We start from the raw sequence: 20,298 nt of genomic DNA, 5'->3' as shown, positions 1-20,298 counted from the left end.
GCTTAGGCCGCGTAGCCGTGGGCCAGTCGCATTAGCTGTTTTTCTACTTCCAAAATACCCGATACAGAATGGAGCAGTTCCATCGGGCTTTTATTTTCCAGACCTGGCGACGGAATAGCCAGCCAATCCATAAATTCCGGTGTGGAGCCGAATAATTCGTCGCCGAAAGAGAAAAGGCGGTGCAATTGCAAAAGCTTTTCCGCCGAGTCACGGGTAAAGCGCTTGTTCGATTTGCGGTAATTATCTACCGTTTTGGGATCGATGCCTACCAGGCTGGCCAACTCATCTTTTCGCAACCCCGAATGCCGGAGTAAATTCAGGAAATATATGGCTTCAACGCCTTCCTGCGCCTTCTTTACCAAAGCCAGGTTGTTGTCTATCACAAATAAATCATCTATAACTTCTACCATGGTATTTTTCCAAAAAAATTTCGGTTCAGGTAAATATACGAAAATTTCCTGAATAAGAACGTAAAATTCCGATTAGCATATTTCGATGTACTTCTTAGGAGCAAATACTCGCTCATTTATATAGATTGAGTTGGTTCTGGCATCTGCCCAAATCTTTTTTGCAGTGTCCGGAGTAAGTGTAATAATATTATTTAAGAATAAATAATGGGAATATTTTTACTCGAACTACTACAGGAGAAAGTCCCGTCCGTGTTAGCCAGTCCGGCCCAGCTGGGGGTAGAGGCAACAATCATTAGCCTGGTACAGTGGTTAAAATTACTACTCGAAACCATTGGGGCTGTTATAATAGGCACCGGCGTAATTATTGCCGGCTATTATTTATTCCGGCGACTGCTACCGCCCGAAGACGTAAATTATAACCGGATCAGGCTTATTTTAGCCCGCTACCTGGCGCTGGCGTTGGAGTTTCAGTTGGGAGCCGATATTCTTTCTACGGCTATTGCTCCGAGTTGGGACCAGATTGGGAAATTAGGCGCTATTGCCATTATCAGAACCGCTTTAAATTATTTTCTATCTAAAGAGATGAAAGAGGAACGGGAAGCCACGAGCCAGGCTGGCTTAAAAGAATTGCCGGAAAATAAATAAATGTAAAAGCCACGGGTGGAAATTTTGGATAAATAAAAGTATAAAGAAGTTTAAGCTGGCATGCATGAGCATACTCCAAAGGCATCGGTTTACAGCTAAATGGTTGGCTATTTAGATATAGATTAGATAATTAAAAGACTAAACACCACGCAGCTATATGCCTATTTGGATATTTGCAGGCTTTTGGGGATTATTGGCCGGATCAGCATTGCTGCTGGGTGCGGCTATCGGTTATTTTGCTCCCGTAAGCCAGCGGGTAATTGCCAGTATTATGGCCTTCGGGAGCGGTGTTTTAATTTCGGCGCTGTCTTTGGATCTGATGAATGAGGCGTTCAGGCAAGGCGGATTTGATGCGACGGCCATAGGCTTTTTAAGCGGAGCGGTTATTTTTACCCTGGCTAACTGGTTATTAACCCGATGGGGCGCCCACCACCGAAAGCGCTCCGGTACCCAACAACCCACCGAAGCCCAAACCAGCGGCAGCGGCATGGCGCTGGCCATCGGGGCCTTAATAGACGGAATACCGGAGTCGATAGTAATTGGCATTAGTATGATTGCCGGTACAGGTGTAAGTTTGGTAGCTGTAGCCGCCATTTTTTTATCTAACCTGCCCGAAGGCTTATCCAGTGCAGCTGGCATGAAGAAAGCAAAACGCTCGGCCGGCTATATTTTTGGGGTTTGGGGAAGCATTGCGCTGATTTCGGGAGTCGCCTCCATTGCCGGATACACCATTTTTGATCATTTTAACGCGAATGTAATAGCCGGTATTACAGCGCTGGCAGCTGGGGCCATTCTGGCCATGGTAGCCGATACCATGATTCCGGAAGCTTTTGAGGAAGCCCATAATTTTACCGGACTTATAACGGTATTGGGCTTTTTAACAGCATTCGTCCTGACTAAATTTGCTTAACAGGCTTAAATAAAAACGCCATTGAAAATTTTCAATGGCGTTTTTATTTAAGCAATATTTATTTACGCTTCGTTAACTACGATCTTATCGATTTTGTCACCGGCTTTAATCTGGTCGATTACGTCTAAGCCTTCTACTACTTTACCAAAGCAAGTATGATTGCGGTCGAGGTGAGCCGTGTTGCGGCGGCTGTGACAAATAAAGAACTGGGAACCACCGGTATTACGGCCGGCATGTGCCATCGATAAAACTCCTCTATCGTGGTACTGGTTATCGCCGGTCAGTTCGCAATCAATTTTATAGCCTGGGCCACCGGTTCCGGGCTGACCTTTAGCACCTTCGCGGGTGTTAGGGCAACCGCCTTGAATCACAAAATCCGGAATAACCCGGTGAAAAGCTAAGCCATCGTAATAGCCCATTTGAGCTAAATCAGTAAAGTTTTTAACCGTTTTCGGCGCATCCTGCTCGTAAAACTCTACTTTCATGACACCTTTAGCGGTATGAATTTCAGCTGTTTTCATAAATATTTAACTGGTTTAAGTCTTAAACAATCCGGCAAAGTTAAAAATTCAGCCGAAGAGAAATTAGAATAAGTTAACTTTTTAACTCCTTTCGATAATTGCTAAAGTTTTCAATCCATTCTGGTAGCTCATCATGCAAGTCTTCCCATTTGTCAGAAATATCCAGAGCCTCACTTTTTCCATCCAAAGTTTTCGGCCTTAAGGAAATACAAATATCTCCATATTCAAATTGGTCGAAAGTGACAAGTGAACTGAATAATACGCCCGACGCTGTATCTATTATAATCTCCTTTATTTTCTCCTTAACCGCATTATCCAAATGAGCAAATGCCAACCTAAATGCTTTGTCCTTTCTGCTTAATGCATTCTCTCTTAGAAACGGCTCTTCTGGTTCATGATTGTCAATTAAGTCGAAGGCATTATTTAACCAATTATCAAGATTACCTATTAAGCTCAAACCTAATAAGGCTCTGGCTAGTTTTCGCTTTTCGTCTTCTGATTCAGGGAGATTAATATTGCCGAACCCATCGACCACATATTTTTCAATAAGTTCTATCATTTATAGTTGTTTTCATCAGCTAAAAAAAGCAAAGTTAATATTTACCGGCGGTTATCTTCTTCGGCCAGGATGCTGCGGTAGCTTTCATAGCGGGTTAAAGCTATCTGGCCGGCTTTAACGGCGGGTACTACGGCGCAACCCGGCTCGTTTACATGCCGGCAGTTGTAATATTTGCAATCTTGCATGCGCTCACGTATTTCCGGAAAAAAATGGCCTAACTCATTGTCTTCAATATCAACCAAACCCAGTTCTTTAATGCCGGGGGTATCAATAATAAAGGTGTTGGGATTTACTTCAAACATTTCGGCAAAGGTAGTCGTGTGCTTTCCTTTGTCGGAGTAGTCCGATATTTCGGAAGTTTTCAGTTCCAGGTCCGGCACCAGTAGGTTAATTAAAGTAGACTTACCAACGCCCGAATGCCCAGAAACCAAACTGGTTTTATCCTGCAAAACGGCTCTAACTTCATCTAACCCAATTTCCTGTTGGGCCGAGCAGGAAATACCAGGGTAACCAATCTGGCTGTATAAACCCGAAATAGCCTCCTGATAGCGCCGGTCTTCTTCGTCGTATAAATCTATTTTGTTATAAATAATGGTAGCCGGAATATCATAGGCTTCGGCTGTAACCAGAAAACGATCGATAAAACCAAAAGAAGTACGCGGCGAAACCAGGGTAACCACCAGCAGCGCCTGGTCCAGGTTGGCCGCAATAATATGGCTGTGGGCAGTTTTATGGGTCGATTTACGGATAATGTAGTTCTGCCGCGGCTCAATTTCGGTTATGATGGCTGTATTTTCTTCGGACGCTTCCCGCTCAAAAGTAACCCGGTCGCCAACAGCCAACGGATTACTTACTTTGGCATCTTTTAACTTAAACTTACCGCGTAGCCGACAAGGGTGCAGGTTGCCATCAGCATCGCGCACCAAATACCACGACCCCGTCGATTTAATTACTACTCCATTCATACTTTTTGCAGCCATTGGTCTACTTGTTTCAGAATAATATCGGTAGCACCGGCCTGTTCGTGTACGTAGTTTTTTGCTTTGCGGGTGATAGCTTCGCGCTCGGCAGCGTCGGTAGCTAAGCGGGTAAAAATGGCAGTTAGCTCAGCCGTATTCTGAATAGGATGCGCCACGCCCAGTTCTACCAAATCAATTGCTTCCTGAAATTTAAGGTAAGTTGGCCCGAAAAAAAGCGGTAGACCAAAAACGGCCGCCTCTAAAGTATTGTGCAAACCTTTCCCGAAAGCGCCGCCAATATAAGCATAGGTGCCGTAACTGTAGAGCGATGAAAGCATGCCAATATTATCGATTAACAGCACCTGGTAATTGGCTACGGTAGCTTCCTGGGCCTGTGAGAACCGGATAGCTTGCCCTGGTAAATAAGCTACTATTTTATTTAATTCGTCTGCATGAATCTCGTGCGGAGCAATAATGAATTTTATTTGGTTGATGTGCTGCTTTATAAAAGGAAGCAATACTTCCATATCCTGGGGCCAACTGCTGCCGACCACAAATATAGGTTTGCCGGCTTTAAACTGCTCTACCAATGGAATAATTTTAACCGACGCCGCCGTTTGCAGCACCCTATCAAAGCGGGTATCACCGGCTACTGTAATCTGGTTTAGACCAATATTTTGGAGTAAGGCCGCGGAGGCTTGGTTTTGCGTAAATATATGCGTGAAGAGCTTTAATATGCCGCGGTAAAAGCCGCCGTAAGGCTTGAAAAATAATTGCGAAGGCCGAAAAATAGCCGAAACCGATATAGCCGGAATTTGCCGGCGGTGTAGTTCCGCTAAATAATAATACCAGAACTCGTACTTTACAAAAACGGCTAGTTTGGGCTTTACCAACTCTACAAACCGGCGGGCATTGGCGGCACTATCCTGAGGCAGGTAAAATATATAATGGGCACCGGCGTAGTTTTTCCGCACTTCGTAGCCCGACGGCGAGAAGAAAGTAAGTAATATTTTATATTTCGGATATTCCGAAGAAAACTTTTCGATTAATGGTCGGCCTTGCTCAAACTCGCCCAGCGAGGCGCAATGAAACCAGGCTACCGGTTGGGTATTGCCCGCAAGTTTATTTTGAATCTGCTCAAAAATATCTTTCCGGCCCGCTACCCATTGGGCTGCTTTCGCATGAAAAGGTGCACTGGCTTGCAGCAGCAGGGAATAAGCTTTGGTACCAAGAGAGTAGAGGAGGCGCGACAATATTTTAAACGTTATAGGGTACAAAAGTAAAAAGCCCCCGTTTAAAACGGAGGCTTTCCCAAAACAATATTAAAGTAATATTTAAAAAGAATTAGTTATTAGATAAATAACTGGCAACACCTTCGGGCGTAGCCAACATTGCTTCTTTGCCTTGTTCCCAGTTAGCCGGGCAAACTTCGCCTTTTTCTTCGAAGTGCTGTAAAGCATCAATCATCCGGATAACTTCTTCTACGTTACGGCCCAGCGGCATATCGTTTACTAATTGGTGACGTACTACACCTTCTTTGTCTATCAGGAATAAACCGCGGTAAGCAGCCGGCTCACCAGTAAAAATTAATTCGCCGGCTTCGTTGTAAGAGTAAGAACCTGCCAGTACATCGTAGTTCGTAGAGATGGTTTTAGAAGTATCGGCTACTAACGGGAAAGTAATGCCCTGAATACCACCTTGTTCTTTCGGAGTATTTAACCAGGCAAAGTGTGCAAAATGAGAATCGGTAGAGCAACCAACTACGGCTACGTTACGCGCCTCAAAATCAGCTAAACGCTCCTGGAAAGCAATAATTTCGGTTGGGCAAACGAAAGTAAAATCGAATGGCCAAAAGAAAAATACTACATATTGCTTACCTACATATTGTTCTAAAGAGAAATTTTCTTCGAATTCTTCGCCGTTTACCACAGCGGTAGCGCTAAAAGAAGGGGCTTTTTTTCCAACTAATACTGCCATAATTTATTTATTTAGATTAAGGATTTAGATTAAATATTTATAATAAAGGTTATTCCGAATAAAATATTAAACAGAAAAAACATTTTTTTAACGCTCTCAAACTGCCCTATTGCAGGTGTTCTGGGTTAAGCAAATCTCTCGGTTCTACCTTGATTTTGCCAATGTTTGTACTTTGGCTTTCAGCACGTTGGCTGCTAATAAGTGTCATACCGGAAGATAGTAAACGCTAGCCTTTGGTAATAAAGCAGCTAATGAAAAATGTTTATCTCTGATAATTTTGCAAAGCTATGGCCTTTTTGTTAATAAATCAAAAATATTCTAAAATTTGGTGCGGAACTATTAATTACCAGGTTTGTACTTAGCTTAGAAGAAAAGTAGGTGAAAACCTTCGTTTTATAACTAAACTCCTAATACTTGAAAACTTAAAATTGCGCTGGTGAAACGTCGTTAAGTTACTGGTAGCTTATACCATAAGCCCAAAATCATTTAAGGGTAATATTTTACCCCAAAAATATAATTTGCTATATTTGATGATTAAGGATAGCCTTATCTTTCTGATTTAATCCTGATTTACCGCTCTTGCTTAATAGCAATTTAGCTAAGAGAATTTTTTGGGTTAAATAACAGGAAAAGGAGCCAAGCCAGTTTAAGTTTAAATTCGCGTAAGTTTATAGTATTAATGACCTCTAAAAGAATATTTTTTTCCTTAGCATTTTTTATTCTTATTCTTTTTACGGCGGCAGCCCAAACCAAAAAAGTGGCGGTGCCAACTCCTCCGGTTCCCGTCAAACCCGAAAATTTCCCGGTGTTCTTCAAAACAAATCAGCTTTGGGTCGATTCGGTATTTGCTACACTTAGCCCCGATGAGCGCATTGGCCAGTTAATAATGGTGGCCGCTTATTCTAACCGGAACAAAAAATTTGAAGATTCTATTGCCAACGTTATCGCCCGGCATAAAGTAGGTGGCCTGGTGTTTTTCCAGGGCGGACCGGTGCGACAAGCCAAACTAACCAACCGCTACCAAAGTATTTCGAAAGTACCGCTGCTGATTGCGATGGATGCCGAATGGGGTTTGGGGATGCGGCTCGACAGCACCGTTAAATTCCCTTACCAAATGAGCATGGGCGGCATTTCCAACGACAAGCTTATTTACGACATGGGCGCTGAAGTAGCCCGTCAGTTTAAGCGAATTGGCATGCACATTAATTTTGCCCCCGTAATAGATGTAAATAATAATGCCGATAACCCGGTTATTAATTTCCGGTCGTTCGGCGAAAACAAGCACAATGTGGCCCGCAAAGGTGCCGCCTACATGAAAGGCATGCAGGACCAAGGCATTATGGCGTGCGCTAAACACTTTCCGGGCCACGGCGATACCGATGTAGATTCGCATTATTCCTTGCCCAAAATTTATTACAACCGCAAGCGCCTCGATACCCTGGAAATGTACCCGTTTAAAGAGCTGATGCGGCAAGGTTTAGGTTCGGTAATGGTAGCGCACTTAAATATTCCGGCGCTCGATACCACTACTAATTTGCCTTCTACGCTTTCAAAACCCATTGTAACCGATCTGCTCAAAAATGAACTGGGTTTTAAAGGGCTGGTGATTTCGGATGCCATGAACATGAAAGGCGTTACGAATAATTTTCCGGATGGTACCGCCGATGTAAAAGCGATTTTGGCCGGCAACGATATTATTGAGTTTTCGGAGAATGTGGAACGGGCGATTACCTTAATTCGGGAAGCAATTGCGAAAAAGGAAATTACCCAGGAAGAAATTGACCACCGGGTTAAAAAAATATTAGCGGCTAAATATTGGGCTGGTCTGCACAAGTTTAAACCAGTAGCGTTGAAAAATCTATACGAAGATTTAAACAACCCAATGGCTAATTTTATTAACCGCAAACTTACCGAAATGTCAGTAACGGTCCTGCGCAATAACCGTAATACCTTACCGGTAAATAACCTGGATACCCTCCGGATTGCTGCCTTGGCCATTGGTACCAAAACCGCCACGCCCTTCCAGCAAATGCTGACGCGTTACGCACCTACTGATAATTTCTTTTTGCCGGCCAATGCCTCTATTGATTACCTGCGCGATTTGAAAAATCAGTTACAGAAGTATAATTTAATTATAGCGGGCGTACACGATTTAAGTACCCGACCAGCCGGTAATTACGGGGTTAGCGCCGAGACGGTGGTTTTTGTAAAAGAACTAGCTAAAGGCAAGAAAACCATTCTGAATATTTTTGGTAATGCATATTCCTCGGCGAAGTTCCAGGACTTGGATAAACTAAACGCGGTCATTATGGCCTACCAGGAATCGGTAAATGCGCAGGAGGTAGCGGCCGAAATAATATTTGGCGGTTTGGGTTCTAAGGGGCGTTTACCGGTTACTACTTCGCCGGCTTATAAGGCCAACCTGGGCCTAGCCACCACCGGCGGTACGCATTTCAAATACAGCTCACCCGAAGATATTGGTCTAAGTTCCAAAACCTTCAGCCGCATCGACTCTTTGGTACAGGTTGCCATCCAGGAAAAAGCCATACCTGGTGCCCAGGTGCTGGTAGCGAAAGGTGGTAATGTTATTTACCAGAAATCGTTTGGGTACCATACTTACGAAAATAAAGTGCCGGTTAATAATTCCGATATTTACGATCTGGCTTCGGTAACCAAAATAAGTACTTCTATTGCGGCCCTGATGAAACTACAGGACGAAGGTAAATTTGATTTTAACAAAACCGTGGGCGATTATTTGCCGGAGTTCCGGGGTTCCAGCAAAGAAAACCTGGTGTTTAAAGAAATATTAGCGCACCAGGCCCGGCTCCAGGCTTGGATTCCGTTCTGGCAGGTAACTAAAAAGAAAAACGGCAAATTCAAATGGTTTACGTTTAAAGCCGATTCTTCGGCCCGGTTCCCGATTAAAGTGGCGCAGAACTTGTACATGCATCGCAATTACCACAAGAAAATTTACAAGCAAATAAAAGAATCGCCGCTGAACGAGAAAGCCGGTTACGTGTACAGCGATTTATCTTTTTACCTGTACCCGGTTATTGTGGAGCGACTCACCGGTAAAAAGTTTGAAGATTACCTGAAAGAAAACTTTTACAAACCGCTGGGCGCACAAACGCTTACTTTTACCCCGGAGAAATATTTCCCACACAGCCGAATTGTGCCCACCGAGTACGATTCTTTGTTCCGGAAGCAATTATTACACGGTACCGTGCACGATGAGGGAGCCGCTATGCTGGGCGGTGTATCGGGCCATGCTGGTCTGTTTGGCAACGCCAATGATTTAGCTAAACTGATGCAAATGTATTTGCAAAAAGGCGAGGTAGCCGGACGGCGCTACATCAGCGAAGCTACTTTAAATACCTATACCAGTTGCCAGTTTTGCCCCACCAACCGCCGGGCATTGGGCTTTGACCGCATTAATTCGCCGTACGTCGAGAACGGCAACGCCGCCAAAGGTGCGAGTCCCGAAAGTTTCGGCCATTCGGGCTTTACGGGTACTTTTACCTGGGTAGATCCGAAATACGATTTAGTGTATGTGTTTTTGTCGAACCGCGTACACCCCACACGTAACAATAACAAGTTAAGCCAGTTAAATACCCGAACCGCCGTGCAGCAGGTTATTTACGATGCCATTGAACAGGCAGCCAAAACCCAGGCCCGCCGGCAATAATTTTGAAATTTAGTGCAGCAAAAAGTATATGATTCAGCCCGGAATACCGGAATAGACCTGCGCGAGGGATAAGAGCCATTTGTTCACAAAGATCAACCTAATCCTGTTAGGCTTAAAGATGGGCCTCCGGACGGAAAAGGCCCGCCTAATGGGCAACGTCGTATAAATTTGAATCTGGAGGAATAAAACGATAACCGCTTCCGCTATATCCCCAATAAATAATTCGGAAAGCCTGGATTAAGTAATTTGCATGTGTATTATTTTGCCTGCAGGTAACATTGCCCATTTACAATCTGCACTTTCTTTTCTGGCAATTACAGGTAGCCATACTTGTAGCAAAAGTGATAACTATTTCCCTGGCACGTTTGGTACAGGTGTATATGATACTGGGAATCGAAGTCTTGGATCACCAGATATTTTTCAGATGGTGGTTTTAACCAATAGTTTTCACGTTTTCAGAATGTTGCGATTCTTATTCTTTTTCTAGTTGACGTAACCGCTCTTTTAGCTGCTGATTATTCGCCAACAGCGAGGCTGATGCTGTTCCTGATATAAATATTCACTTTCCCTTCTGTTTTTGTTTCCAGCGGTAAATCAGGCTCTCGCTAATCTCTAAAGCTTATTAAACATAGCCAACTGTTTGGCCACCATCTTGAGCACTTCAGTTTTGAAGTCAACGCCGTTTTTTACGACGCCTTAATCCCTGCTCTTTTCTTCCATTCACTTGCAGAGTTAAGCCACTCAACAATGTCGCTTTATTTGACCATCTCTGTAACTGGTGGCCAGCCCCATCCGCCTTAAGTGTTACGCTTGCAAAATGTTCTATTGTTGGTGTAAAGGTTATACCTGGCTTTGGGGCAGATAAACCTTTTACCTGGTAAACAAGGCTCTGTTTATTCCGGGAACTTACCTTTACTACCGGCAATTGGCAGTTCAGGTAACTATTTCTACAACTGGCTGCTTTTGGTTTTTTTGGGGGGCGCTTAATGCTGAATTTTGTTGGAGAAATTACCAGAAAAAGTTATTATTATGAAATGGTTTACTTTCAAAAATAAAGCTGCCTATGCCATGTTTTCTACTATCCTGCTAACCTGCTTACATGTTTTCAGCGCTTTTGCCGTTCCCGGTGATCCTTGTAGTTCCGTTACGGATTTCGATTCGGTGCGGCACCAACAGGGCATTCACTCCTGGGTGAACCGCAACAATGGCTCTTCCACGATGCTTTCGTATAAGGGCAAAATTTACTTTTCCGACGATGAGCGGGATATTATAAGCATCAGTCCCGGCGGCTTTTTTAAGTACAGCAAAACAACCTTTGGCAACTGCCGCGAAATTCAGCTATTAAGCGAACCGGACGGCAGTTTGCAGCGGCGTTATTTTGTAGGCCGCACCGAGCAACCTTACGAACCCGAAGGCCGCCAGTGGCTGCAGGAAATGTTACCCGGTATAATTGCTACCACCGGCATTGGGGCCGAAGACCGGGTACATCGGCTGTACGCCAAATCGGGCCTGAACGGCGTACTGCAAGCCATTGAGAAAATAGAGAACGATAATGTGCAAAGCATTTATTTCTCGTACCTCTTAAACCAACCCCGTCTGAAAGATAATGACCTCCGGCATATTTTCGCCCAAGTAAACAAGTTTATTTCTTCGGATTACGAAAAAGGCAAACTGCTGCGCAAAACCAGTCCGCACCTGCTGCAAAGCGACAAAGTGACGCAGGAATATCTAAATGCCGTTACCCTAATGTCGTCGGACTATGAAAAAGCCCGGGTTGTTTCTTACATCGTGCAAAACGGTAATTTAAGCCCGGCTAACTTTTCCCAAGCCATTAATACCGTAGGCCGCATTGCTTCGGATTATGAACAGGCCAAAGTATTGAAACAGGTGATTGTACACCCGGGGCTACCCGAACGGGCTTACAAAGACGTAATTGTGCAACTCGGCAATATCGATTCGGATTATGAAAAGAACCGGATAATATTCACCCTCATGAGCAATCAGAAATTATTGGATCAGCATTTTAATGAGGTACTGGCAGCCGTACGGAATATCCGTTCCGATAACGAAAAAAGCCGCGCGTTGGCTTACCTCGTCAGCAAGCATAAACTTACGCCTCAAAATTATTTACAGGTTTTTCCGGTGGTAGCCGATATTAACTCCGCGCACGAAAAAAGCCGTACGCTGCAAAAACTTAAAACCACTATGCCCACCGACAACGAACAGGTACGGGCTGCTTATGTAAAGACAGCCAAAACCATTAACTCAGACTACGAATACCAACGCGTGGTGTACGGAGTGGAGTAAAGCGCCCTCCGGGATTAGGGTTGCGCAAGCCGGTCCTAAAAGTACCGGTTAATTTGTTTCAGCATTTAATATTTTAACAGACAATCTTCCCAAACCCCAGGTACGCTAACGCTTTTTATGAAAATGAACCGCCGGATAATCATTTCTTTTGTCATTAGTACCCTGGTTGGAATATTGTTATTCCTGTACTTATATTATTCAGTAAACGGGTATTTGAGCTTGAAAGAAAGCACGCTTAAACCTGGTCTGTTTAGCATACTTGTGGCTAATGCCGTCGGGTTAGGATTTTATTACCTGAGCCGGTTTCTGAATAAAAAAGCGCCCTGGCACCTGGCTACGGCCTGGCGATTTGCGGTAGAACTGGCCGTAATGGGGTTTTGCCTTTTTGCCCTCGCTTACGTCTTTTTGCGTTTGTACCTGGCTTGGCAAGGCACCACCTGGGCTTATTTTAACCAGCAATACCACGACCCCCTAATTAAATTCTGCATTCTGGGAATTGTGGTGCTGTTTATTTATACCATCGTCGATTTTACGCTGTATACTTACAACCAGTACGCGGCCATTCAGATAGAGGAAGTGAAAATTGCCAGCACCCAGCTAGCTTTGCAGTTTGAGGTACTCAAAAGCCAGCTCAGCCCGCATTATTTGTTTAACAGCCTGAATACGATTTCTTCTTTAATTTACACAAACCCCGACCAGGCCGAAGAGTTTATCCGGAAACTGGCCCTAACGTATCAGTATATTCTGACTAATCAGAATTTGCCGCTGGTACGGCTGGCCGAAGAACTAAACTTTATTAAGGCTTATTTCTTTTTGCTGAAAAGCCGTTTCGATAATGCTGTGCAGCTATCGGTAGAGTTGCCCCGCCGGGTACTGAGCAGTAAAATTCCGCCCCTTACCTTGCAGTTGCTCCTGGAGAATGCCGTGAAACACAACGCGCCATCCGAAGAAACGCCGCTGCACATCCGCATTTTCGTTTCGGATAAAAACCTGCTGACCATCACGAATAACCTTCTGGAAAGGGAATTCAAGGCCAGTTCTTTCCGGGTAGGGCTCGATAATATCCGGCAACGCTACCATTATTTTGCCAAAACTGATATTAAGGTAGATAAAACCGATTTGTTTAAAATAGAACTGCCCTTGATTTACACCGCCTGAACCCATGCAAGGAATATTTATTCATAATCCTTATTTCCGGGTATTATTTCCGCCGGTTTATGGCCTGCTAGTGTACGTTTTGGTGCTGCTGGTTTTTGATAGTATCCGGCAGGTAGAACAAAATTTTTTCAGCGAAGAGGCCTTACTTTGCGTGGGCTTAACTTATGCCCTGACCGAAAGCTTACGCCTGGTACTAATTGGTATCAACAAGCTCTTTCCGGTTTTCCGGAGCGTGCAGCGGCGCATACTTATTTACCTGACGGCTAATATTCTTTGTTCGCTTTTGGTTGTTACGACGGTGGTATCGGCTTATTTTATCTGGTGGGTGGGCTACTCGGCTTTTCAGATAGAGTTACTCACGCTCAACAGTATTTTCCTGGTGTCGGTGGTACTGTATACGTTGGTTTATTTTGGCATTTATTACCTCAACCATTTCAACCAGCGCCGCCTGGAGCAGGAACATAACCTCCGCGAGAAAATGGAGTTTCAGGTTAACGCCTTAAAAAACGAGGTAAACCCGCAACTGCTGTACGCCAGCCTCGAAACCCTGATTAAAATATTACACCACGACCCCGACGAGGCCGAAGCCTTTATTCATGACTTATCGAAAATATACCGCAATGTGCTGCAAAACAAAAAGCAGGACATGATACCCATTAGCCGCGAGTTAAGCGCAGCCCAGGATATTATCCGGTTGTATAATTACATGCACCACGACCTTATTCAACTGCACCTGCAAACCGATAACGAAGAAGCACTCGCCCATAAAATGATTTTGCCGGGTACGCTGCAAAAATTAACCGAACATGCCATTAACCGCTCATTAATTACCGAATGCAAACCTTTGCAACTACACGTACGGTTGGGCCAGGCTGAGCACTTGACTTACCGGTACGCGCTACGCGAACGTTTATTAGTAAGCGGTCTTAATCCGAGCCCCTGGCCGGAACTCACCCGCGCCTACAGCTTCTTTACCGACCGCCCACTCGAATGCTCCCAGGAAGATAACTACGTTTCGGTGCGCATCCCGCTCTTAACCGTAGCCACCCCGGAACCGGTTCTTTCTGAGGAGGTGAAGGAGTGAATGACGGACCTCACCTAAATTCCTCTCCTGAAATAGGAGAGGAACTTTGATTAGTATTCAAGGTAGTGCTCCGCCAAATTAAAAATTAGATATTATAAATTAGGAATTAAAAATGCTGGTTTATTACCTCTCCACTTACAAATTAATTCTAAATATCAAATTGAAACAGCCTTTGGGCAAGAATGCTGTTTACATGTTTACTGAGATAGATAAAGAGAATGAATAACTAATTCTTATGATACATTACAATTTTTCACCAGTTACTAGAAGTGTTTACCTTAAAAAACGCATTACCAGAGCACCCCTTCGCCTTGAGGAGAAGGGGTTGGGGGATGAGGTGACCTCCATTACTACTCTACTTAACAACAGAAAATCAAATTAATCAAACAAACCCAGCCAACCTTTAACTTTAAACCTTCAACCTTTTCTCCCATGCGTGTATTAATTATTGAAGATGAAAAGCCCGCCGCCGAAAAACTCGAAAGGCATATCCGGAAATACGACCCCAGTATTGAGGTAGCCGACCGGCTGAACAGCGTGGAAAAAGCCGTGATGTGGTTAGGTAATGCCCGCAACGAGGTAGATTTAATATTTATGGATGTGCAGCTAACCGATGGCTTAAGTTTTGAAATATTTAAGAAAACCGTAGTAGAGAAGCCGGTAATATTTACCACGGCCTTTAACGAATATGCCATTGAAGCTTTTAAAGGCAACGGAATAGATTATTTACTGAAGCCCATTACCTACGAGGCGGTTGCGGGCAGTATGCAAAAGTTAAATACGCTGCGCAAAACGTTAGGTGCCTCGGATACGGCTTCGCAGCTTTCGCAACTGGAGCAGGCTTTGGGTATGCTGCAAAAGAAGAATTACAAAAACCGGTTTATGGTGCGTACCGGCGAGCATATCCATTCAATTCCGGCGCAAGAAATTACCTTGTTCTATGCCGAAGATCGCAACGTGTTTCTGCTGGCCGATAACCGCAAAAAATATATTATTGATTATAAAATGGAAGAACTGGATGAGGCACTGGACCCCACCCTGTTCTTCCGGGTTAACCGCACGTTTATCATCAACATCAATGCTATCCGCGATGTGGTGGTGTATTCTAACAGCCGCCTCCTTATTCGGCCAAAAGCCGAATTTGACAAAGAAATTGTGGTTAGCCGGGAACGCGTGCAGGAGTTTAAAGATTGGTTTAACGGTGCTTAAGCCTGATTACGACCGTTAATTAACTGTTGTAGTAATTCCCTTACGTGCTGCGGACTGTGCATGTGGTATTTGGCTATAGACCGGATATTACCTACTTTAATGGTATACGCATTTTGGGGCATCACCTTAAAAGTATCTTCATCGGTCCGGTCGTCGCCAATGGCCAGTACAAAATCGCTTTGGTATTCGTGTAACCACCGCGAGGCCGCAATGCCTTTGTTTACCTCAATATTCTTAATTTCCACAATTTTATCACCTTCCATTACCTGTAAATTGCGGTTGGCAATTAGGTAATTTAAGTGGCTGCTTAGCTCACCGGCGCGGGTTTCGCCCAGCACCGGATCTACTTTGCGGTAATGCCAAACCAAAGCAAAATCTTTTTCTTCGAGCAACGTGCCCGGCGTGCGGCTTACGTACGTTTGAAATATAGGCCGGATTTCTTCTTTCCAGGTATTATCCAGGTTCTGAATCATGCGCCAGTCGGTTTCGTGTTTCCGGAGCCAAACGCCGTGTTCGGCAATCATATCAATAGGTAGGTGCCCCAGCCATTTAGCCAACGTCTTATGGTCGCGCCCGCTTATTATAACCACCCGGTTAGCCGAATCGGCTGCCAGCGCCTGCAATAATTGCAGCAATTCTTCGTCGGGTTGGGTTTTATTAGGGTCACGGGTAAAAGGCATTAAGGTGCCATCGTAATCCAGAAAAATTAACCGCTGCTGTGCTTGCCGGTAATCTGATATTAATTTTTGTCTTAGCTCGCCGCGAAGCAATGTTGTTATTAACTCATTCTGTTTTTCTTTGGTGTAGGCTAATCTATCCATAAAAAGTTTTACCCAATGGTGAATATTGTATTGCTGCACGGTGGCCATCATGCTGGCAATTGCCACCCGCTGGGTATCTTCCGGAGCGGTTAAGGCCTGGTATAAAGCCCCTACCATCTGGTTTACATCGTTGGGGTTTATTAAAATAGCTTCGGAAAGTTCTTTGGCGGCCCCGGCCATTTCGCTCAATATCAGTACGCCGGTGCCATCGGTGCGGCTGGCTAAATATTCCTTGCAAACCAGGTTCATGCCATCGCGCATGGGCGTAACCAAGGCCACGTGGGCCATGCGGTAAAAAGCCGAAAGTTCTTCGAACGGAAAAGAGTGGTAATAATATTGCACCGGCGCCCAGCTCAAGGTTCGGTACAAACCATTAATGCGGCCTACCAACTCATCTACTTCTACTTTAAGTTCTTTGTATTTTTCTACCTGGTCGCGGGAAGGCACCACAATCATAATCAGGGTCACCTGCTCGTGAAATTCGGGATATTGTTTCAGGAATAGCTCAAAAGCCCGTAAGCGTTGCGGAATACCTTTCGAATAATCCAAGCGGTCGATAGACAATACAATTTTGCGGTACCGCAGCGCTTCTTCAAAGGTTTTCTCAATTTCAGCTACTTTCTCCGAATGGGCGGTATCGGCATATTTATCGAAATCAATTCCCATCGGGAAAGCATCTACCATTACGCTGCGGTTACCGGTTTCGATAACCCCGTTGGAGGCCGGTAAACCCACCAGGTGAATAACCGAACTCACAAAGTGGCGCACATCGTCGTAGGTATGAAACCCGATTAAATCAGCGCCTAAAAGTCCTTGCAGAATTTGTTTGCGCCAGGGCAGCATCCGGAACACTTCGTAACTCGGGAATGGTATATGCTGGAAAAAGCCTATGGTAATATCGGGTAAACTTTCCCGCACCAGCGAAGGCAATAATAATAACTGGTAATCATGAATCCAGATGGTATCGTCGGGATTGGCAACTTTTACAATTCGTTCGCAGAATTTCTGGTTTACACGGAGATAAGCTTCCCAATAGTCCTGTTCGTAAACAGCAAACTGCGAAAAATAATGGAAGGTAGGCCAAAGTGTTTCGTTGCTAAAGCCCTCGTAATATTCTTTTATTTCAGTTTCGGTTAAAAATACCGGCTGCATGCTTTCCTTTTGCAGTTCGGTTATTACCTGCTGCTCTTCGCTTTCTTCTTCCAGGTACAAGCCCGGCCAGCCTATCCAAATATTATCGCCTTCTTTGTAAACCGAACCCAGGCCGGTGGCCAGGCCACCTTCGCTGGGTTCAAACGTCATTCCATTCTCGGTTCTTTTAATTTTAACCGGCAACCGGTTAGATACTATAATCTTTCTCGCCATAAATTAAATCTTCTCCTTAAAAGATACTCTTTAAAAATGTTTAAGGTTAGTTTTTAAAGCACAATTATCCCATTTTACAGGCGGTGGCCCGTGGCGGGATTCCGGCAAACTATAAAATATAACCGTAATCGCAAGTTTATGGCGAGGAGATGGGCGAGAACCCCGGTGGAGCGGTCTACTATTAGGATGGGTACCTAGCGGGCGAAATATTCATTTAAAGAGGCTAACGGATTGTGTCTTACGCCCGAAACCAACTCCCGTACATCACATAATTATCTGCGGTTTTGGCCAGGTTATTTATTTGTTCCGGACTTAGCTGTTTTACTTTTTTAGCCGGAATACCGGCGTAAATATAACCGGCTTCACAAACCGTGTTTTCGAGTACAATGGCGCCGGCAGCTACAATGCAATTGCTTTCTACCACGGCTTTGTCCATCACAATCGCTCCCATGCCAATAAGTACATTATCGTGCACCGTACAGCCGTGCACAATGGCATTATGCCCAATCGAAACATTATCTCCGATAACTGTAGCCGCTTTCTGGTAAGTACAATGTATTACCGCGCCATCCTGAATATTAGTTTTATTACCAATCCGAATACTGTTTACATCGCCCCGGATAACCGCATTAAACCACACACTACAGTCGTTTCCCAGCGTTACATCGCCCACAATAGTAGCATTTGGAGCAATAAAGCAGTTTTCGCCGAGCTGCGGATAAATATCTTTTACCGGTAATAGGAGGGCCATGGTTAGTTATTAGTTGTTAGTTATTAGCAATTAGTTGTTAGTTGTTAATTGTTAGTTATTAGTTATTAGTTATTAAGGAGAAGTTAAACTACAGAATTAAATTGTTAGATAGTGATTTAGTTATAGTATTTTAATTTTTGCTCCAGATTTGCTTAATTATTTGGGTTGTCTATTACCTTTCTCTGAATTTGTAATTTTCAAATAGTTTATTACATTTTGTTTCAACTAAAAACTAATAACTAACCACTAACACCTACCTAAACAGACGTTTCCAGGTGCCTTTGTTTATGTTATATTTTAAGGTACTGGGCAGCGCCTGCCAGAAGTATTTGTTTACTTCTACGGCAAAGCTGGGCTGCATGTAGCAGTTAATGGTGCAGCCTTCGCAGGCCGGCAACCGTCCTTCCAGGGCTATCTGTTTTTTTACCGCTTCGGAATGATATAACTGATAAAGCTGGCCGTTTATCGGATATTTCTTCTCGCCTAAATGGTAGCAAGGCAACACCAGTTCGTTTTCCGGCGAAATAACCACGGTGGTACTGGCCGCTTTACACACCGGGTCGGCGATGTGATTGCCTCCGTTTTGGCGCAACGAAATAAAAGCCTCGTTCAGGTAAACATTTTTTCTCTTGCCGAACGCAGAGAGGTATTTTAGCTGGTCGGGCGTTAAGCCGGCGCCAGTATCTACAGTGTTGTATTCAAAAGCCGGGTTAATTATTAGCATTAGCCGGTTGGGTAAAGCTACCTCCTGGTAAACTTTTTCGAGCTGGTCAATGTTTTCGCGGAAAACAGTAAATAAGATATCGGGGCGCTCGGCTAAGCTTTTAGCTATCCTAATCGACTCCAGCACAAAATCGAAACAAGCCACGCCGCGGCCAGTATCGTGCTTTTCTTTTTCGGCGGCATCCAGCGAAAAATGCAGCATATCTACTTTGCCTTGCAGGCGTTGGGCATATTTGGGGTAGAGCAGGCAGTTGGTGGTGAGGGTGGTAATAAATCCCATTTGGTGCGCCAGCCCCAAGAACTGATCGAGCTGCTGGTGTAGCAAAGGTTCGCCGCCGGTAAAATCAATCACATTTACCCCCAGTTTTTTCAGATCGCGCAGGTTTGTTTCAACATCTTCTAACCGGATGTAAGGCGAAGGTTTTTCCCAGATATCGCAAAACGAGCACCGGGCATTACACCGGTAGGTAACGTAATAATTACACAGTACTGGATGAGAAACAAGCCGCACGTTTAGTTTTGGTTTAGGAACTGCAAGTTAAAGCTTATCTCCAACAAAAGCTTTTATGATACTACCAAATCATAAAAGACATAAACAACAGGAATTGCCTTTAACAATTATCTGGTGGGAAAGTGTACATTTTTACATTGTTAAAAGTTTTAAGGAAAGGCAAATTCACCGATATTGATTTAAATATATTTATGTATTAAATGAAGGAATAATGACGGCCGTAGATTTATTCATCGCAGAACAAACCGAAGCTAATCAATCTATTTTGTTACGACTGCAAAACATTATTCTATCATCGGCACCCCAACTGGAGGAGAAAATAAGCTACCGGGTTCCGTTTTATTTCTACTTCGGGCGCTTGTGTTACCTTAATCCGCTCCGGCAAGGCGTAGCTATTGGTTTCTGCCGGGGCTTCGAACTATCTGATGAACAGGGATTAATGGAAGCAAAAGACCGGAAAGAAATAAAAACCATTACGTATAAAAATATTGCTGCAATCGACGAAAGAGTACTGCGGGAAGTTTTGCAGGAGGCCTTGGTCCTGAACGAATGGCACTACCGGAACAAAAAGAAATAGAATATTCTTTACAGGACTTTCGCAAAATTATCCAAAGTCCCCTTTCGGAGGGGACAAGGGGGAGGATTTACTAGGTTAAAAAACCATTTTGCGAAAGTCCTACTTTAATAAGATGGAAAGCTTAAA

At 44.1% G+C, this 20,298-nt stretch carries 17 protein-coding genes; 8 read left to right on the top strand and 9 right to left on the bottom strand.

Translation table 11 applies throughout. From position 1 onward, the window contains the following. Positions 1 to 2 precede the first annotated feature (2 nt). Positions 3 to 410: an Xre family toxin-antitoxin system antitoxin gene (locus AAE02nite_RS07975; RefSeq protein WP_146896781.1), complete on the bottom strand. Its 408-nt coding sequence runs from the start codon at positions 408 to 410 to the stop codon at positions 3 to 5. Positions 411 to 614: 204 nt separating this feature from the next. Between AAE02nite_RS07975 and AAE02nite_RS07970 the strand changes: the two genes are divergently transcribed. Further along, complete coding sequence (locus tag AAE02nite_RS07970; RefSeq protein WP_146896779.1) at positions 615 to 1,055, top strand: DUF1622 domain-containing protein; 441 nt, start codon at positions 615 to 617, stop codon at positions 1,053 to 1,055. 157 nt (positions 1,056 to 1,212) lie between these two features. Beyond that, positions 1,213 to 1,965, top strand: a complete 753-nt coding sequence (locus AAE02nite_RS07965) for a ZIP family metal transporter (RefSeq protein WP_146896777.1) — start codon at positions 1,213 to 1,215, stop codon at positions 1,963 to 1,965. 62 nt (positions 1,966 to 2,027) lie between these two features. Here AAE02nite_RS07965 and AAE02nite_RS07960 read toward each other — a convergent pair whose 3' ends face one another. From AAE02nite_RS07960 to AAE02nite_RS07940, 5 genes are all read right to left on the bottom strand, one after another. After that, positions 2,028 to 2,486 carry a peptidylprolyl isomerase gene (locus AAE02nite_RS07960; protein WP_146896775.1) on the bottom strand — a complete coding sequence of 153 codons (459 nt, stop codon included), beginning with the start codon at positions 2,484 to 2,486 and terminating at the stop codon, positions 2,028 to 2,030. 73 nt (positions 2,487 to 2,559) lie between these two features. Next, positions 2,560 to 3,045 carry a hypothetical protein gene (locus AAE02nite_RS07955; protein ID WP_146896773.1) on the bottom strand — a complete coding sequence of 162 codons (486 nt, stop codon included), beginning with the start codon at positions 3,043 to 3,045 and terminating at the stop codon, positions 2,560 to 2,562. A gap of 41 nt (positions 3,046 to 3,086) precedes the next feature. Then, positions 3,087 to 4,025: a ribosome small subunit-dependent GTPase A gene (gene rsgA / locus AAE02nite_RS07950; RefSeq protein ID WP_246150882.1), complete on the bottom strand. Its 939-nt coding sequence runs from the start codon at positions 4,023 to 4,025 to the stop codon at positions 3,087 to 3,089. Then, the gene (locus AAE02nite_RS07945) at positions 4,007 to 5,257 is read right to left on the bottom strand and encodes a 3-deoxy-D-manno-octulosonic acid transferase (RefSeq protein WP_146896771.1); all 1,251 of its coding nucleotides are present in this window, start codon (positions 5,255 to 5,257) and stop codon (positions 4,007 to 4,009) included. The genes rsgA and AAE02nite_RS07945 overlap by 19 nt, the downstream gene beginning before the upstream one ends. 91 nt (positions 5,258 to 5,348) lie before the next feature. After that, positions 5,349 to 5,981, bottom strand: a complete 633-nt coding sequence (locus AAE02nite_RS07940) for a peroxiredoxin (protein ID WP_146896768.1) — start codon at positions 5,979 to 5,981, stop codon at positions 5,349 to 5,351. 679 nt (positions 5,982 to 6,660) lie between these two features. Here AAE02nite_RS07940 and AAE02nite_RS07935 point away from each other — a divergent pair. The 5 genes from AAE02nite_RS07935 to AAE02nite_RS07915 all read left to right on the top strand — a co-directional run bounded on the left by AAE02nite_RS07935 (position 6,661) and on the right by AAE02nite_RS07915 (position 15,424). Further along, on the top strand, positions 6,661 to 9,666 hold the full coding sequence (locus AAE02nite_RS07935; protein WP_146896766.1) for a serine hydrolase domain-containing protein: 3,006 nt from the start codon (positions 6,661 to 6,663) through the stop codon (positions 9,664 to 9,666). A gap of 1,029 nt (positions 9,667 to 10,695) precedes the next feature. Continuing rightward, the gene (locus AAE02nite_RS07930) at positions 10,696 to 11,973 is read left to right on the top strand and encodes a hypothetical protein (protein WP_146896764.1); all 1,278 of its coding nucleotides are present in this window, start codon (positions 10,696 to 10,698) and stop codon (positions 11,971 to 11,973) included. A 117-nt stretch (positions 11,974 to 12,090) separates the two neighbouring features. After that, entirely contained in the window at positions 12,091 to 13,131 is a 1,041-nt protein-coding gene (locus AAE02nite_RS07925) for a sensor histidine kinase (RefSeq protein ID WP_146896762.1), read from the top strand. 4 nt (positions 13,132 to 13,135) lie between these two features. Beyond that, entirely contained in the window at positions 13,136 to 14,215 is a 1,080-nt protein-coding gene (locus AAE02nite_RS07920) for a sensor histidine kinase (RefSeq protein WP_146896760.1), read from the top strand. Between the two features lie 432 nt (positions 14,216 to 14,647). Continuing rightward, on the top strand, positions 14,648 to 15,424 hold the full coding sequence (locus AAE02nite_RS07915) for a LytR/AlgR family response regulator transcription factor (RefSeq protein WP_146896758.1): 777 nt from the start codon (positions 14,648 to 14,650) through the stop codon (positions 15,422 to 15,424). Here AAE02nite_RS07915 and AAE02nite_RS07910 read toward each other — a convergent pair. From AAE02nite_RS07910 to AAE02nite_RS07900, 3 genes are all read right to left on the bottom strand, one after another. Continuing rightward, entirely contained in the window at positions 15,421 to 17,610 is a 2,190-nt protein-coding gene (locus AAE02nite_RS07910) for a bifunctional alpha,alpha-trehalose-phosphate synthase (UDP-forming)/trehalose-phosphatase (RefSeq protein ID WP_146896755.1), read from the bottom strand. The two genes, AAE02nite_RS07915 and AAE02nite_RS07910, sit on opposite strands and share 4 nt — an antisense overlap. 238 nt (positions 17,611 to 17,848) lie before the next feature. Further along, positions 17,849 to 18,361, bottom strand: coding sequence for a gamma carbonic anhydrase family protein (locus AAE02nite_RS07905; RefSeq protein WP_146896753.1), 513 nt, complete (start codon positions 18,359 to 18,361; stop codon positions 17,849 to 17,851). A 253-nt stretch (positions 18,362 to 18,614) separates the two neighbouring features. Further along, positions 18,615 to 19,595: a radical SAM protein gene (locus AAE02nite_RS07900; protein WP_146896751.1), complete on the bottom strand. Its 981-nt coding sequence runs from the start codon at positions 19,593 to 19,595 to the stop codon at positions 18,615 to 18,617. A gap of 211 nt (positions 19,596 to 19,806) precedes the next feature. Between AAE02nite_RS07900 and AAE02nite_RS07895 the strand changes: the two genes are divergently transcribed. Continuing rightward, positions 19,807 to 20,172, top strand: coding sequence for a DUF1801 domain-containing protein (locus tag AAE02nite_RS07895; protein WP_146896749.1), 366 nt, complete (start codon positions 19,807 to 19,809; stop codon positions 20,170 to 20,172). Positions 20,173 to 20,298: the final 126 nt, after the last annotated feature.

Source organism: Adhaeribacter aerolatus, assembly GCF_007991635.1.
Classification (GTDB): domain Bacteria; phylum Bacteroidota; class Bacteroidia; order Cytophagales; family Hymenobacteraceae; genus Adhaeribacter; species Adhaeribacter aerolatus.
Note: the sequence above shows the minus strand (reverse complement) of the source record. Positions and strands in the feature narration are given on the sequence as shown.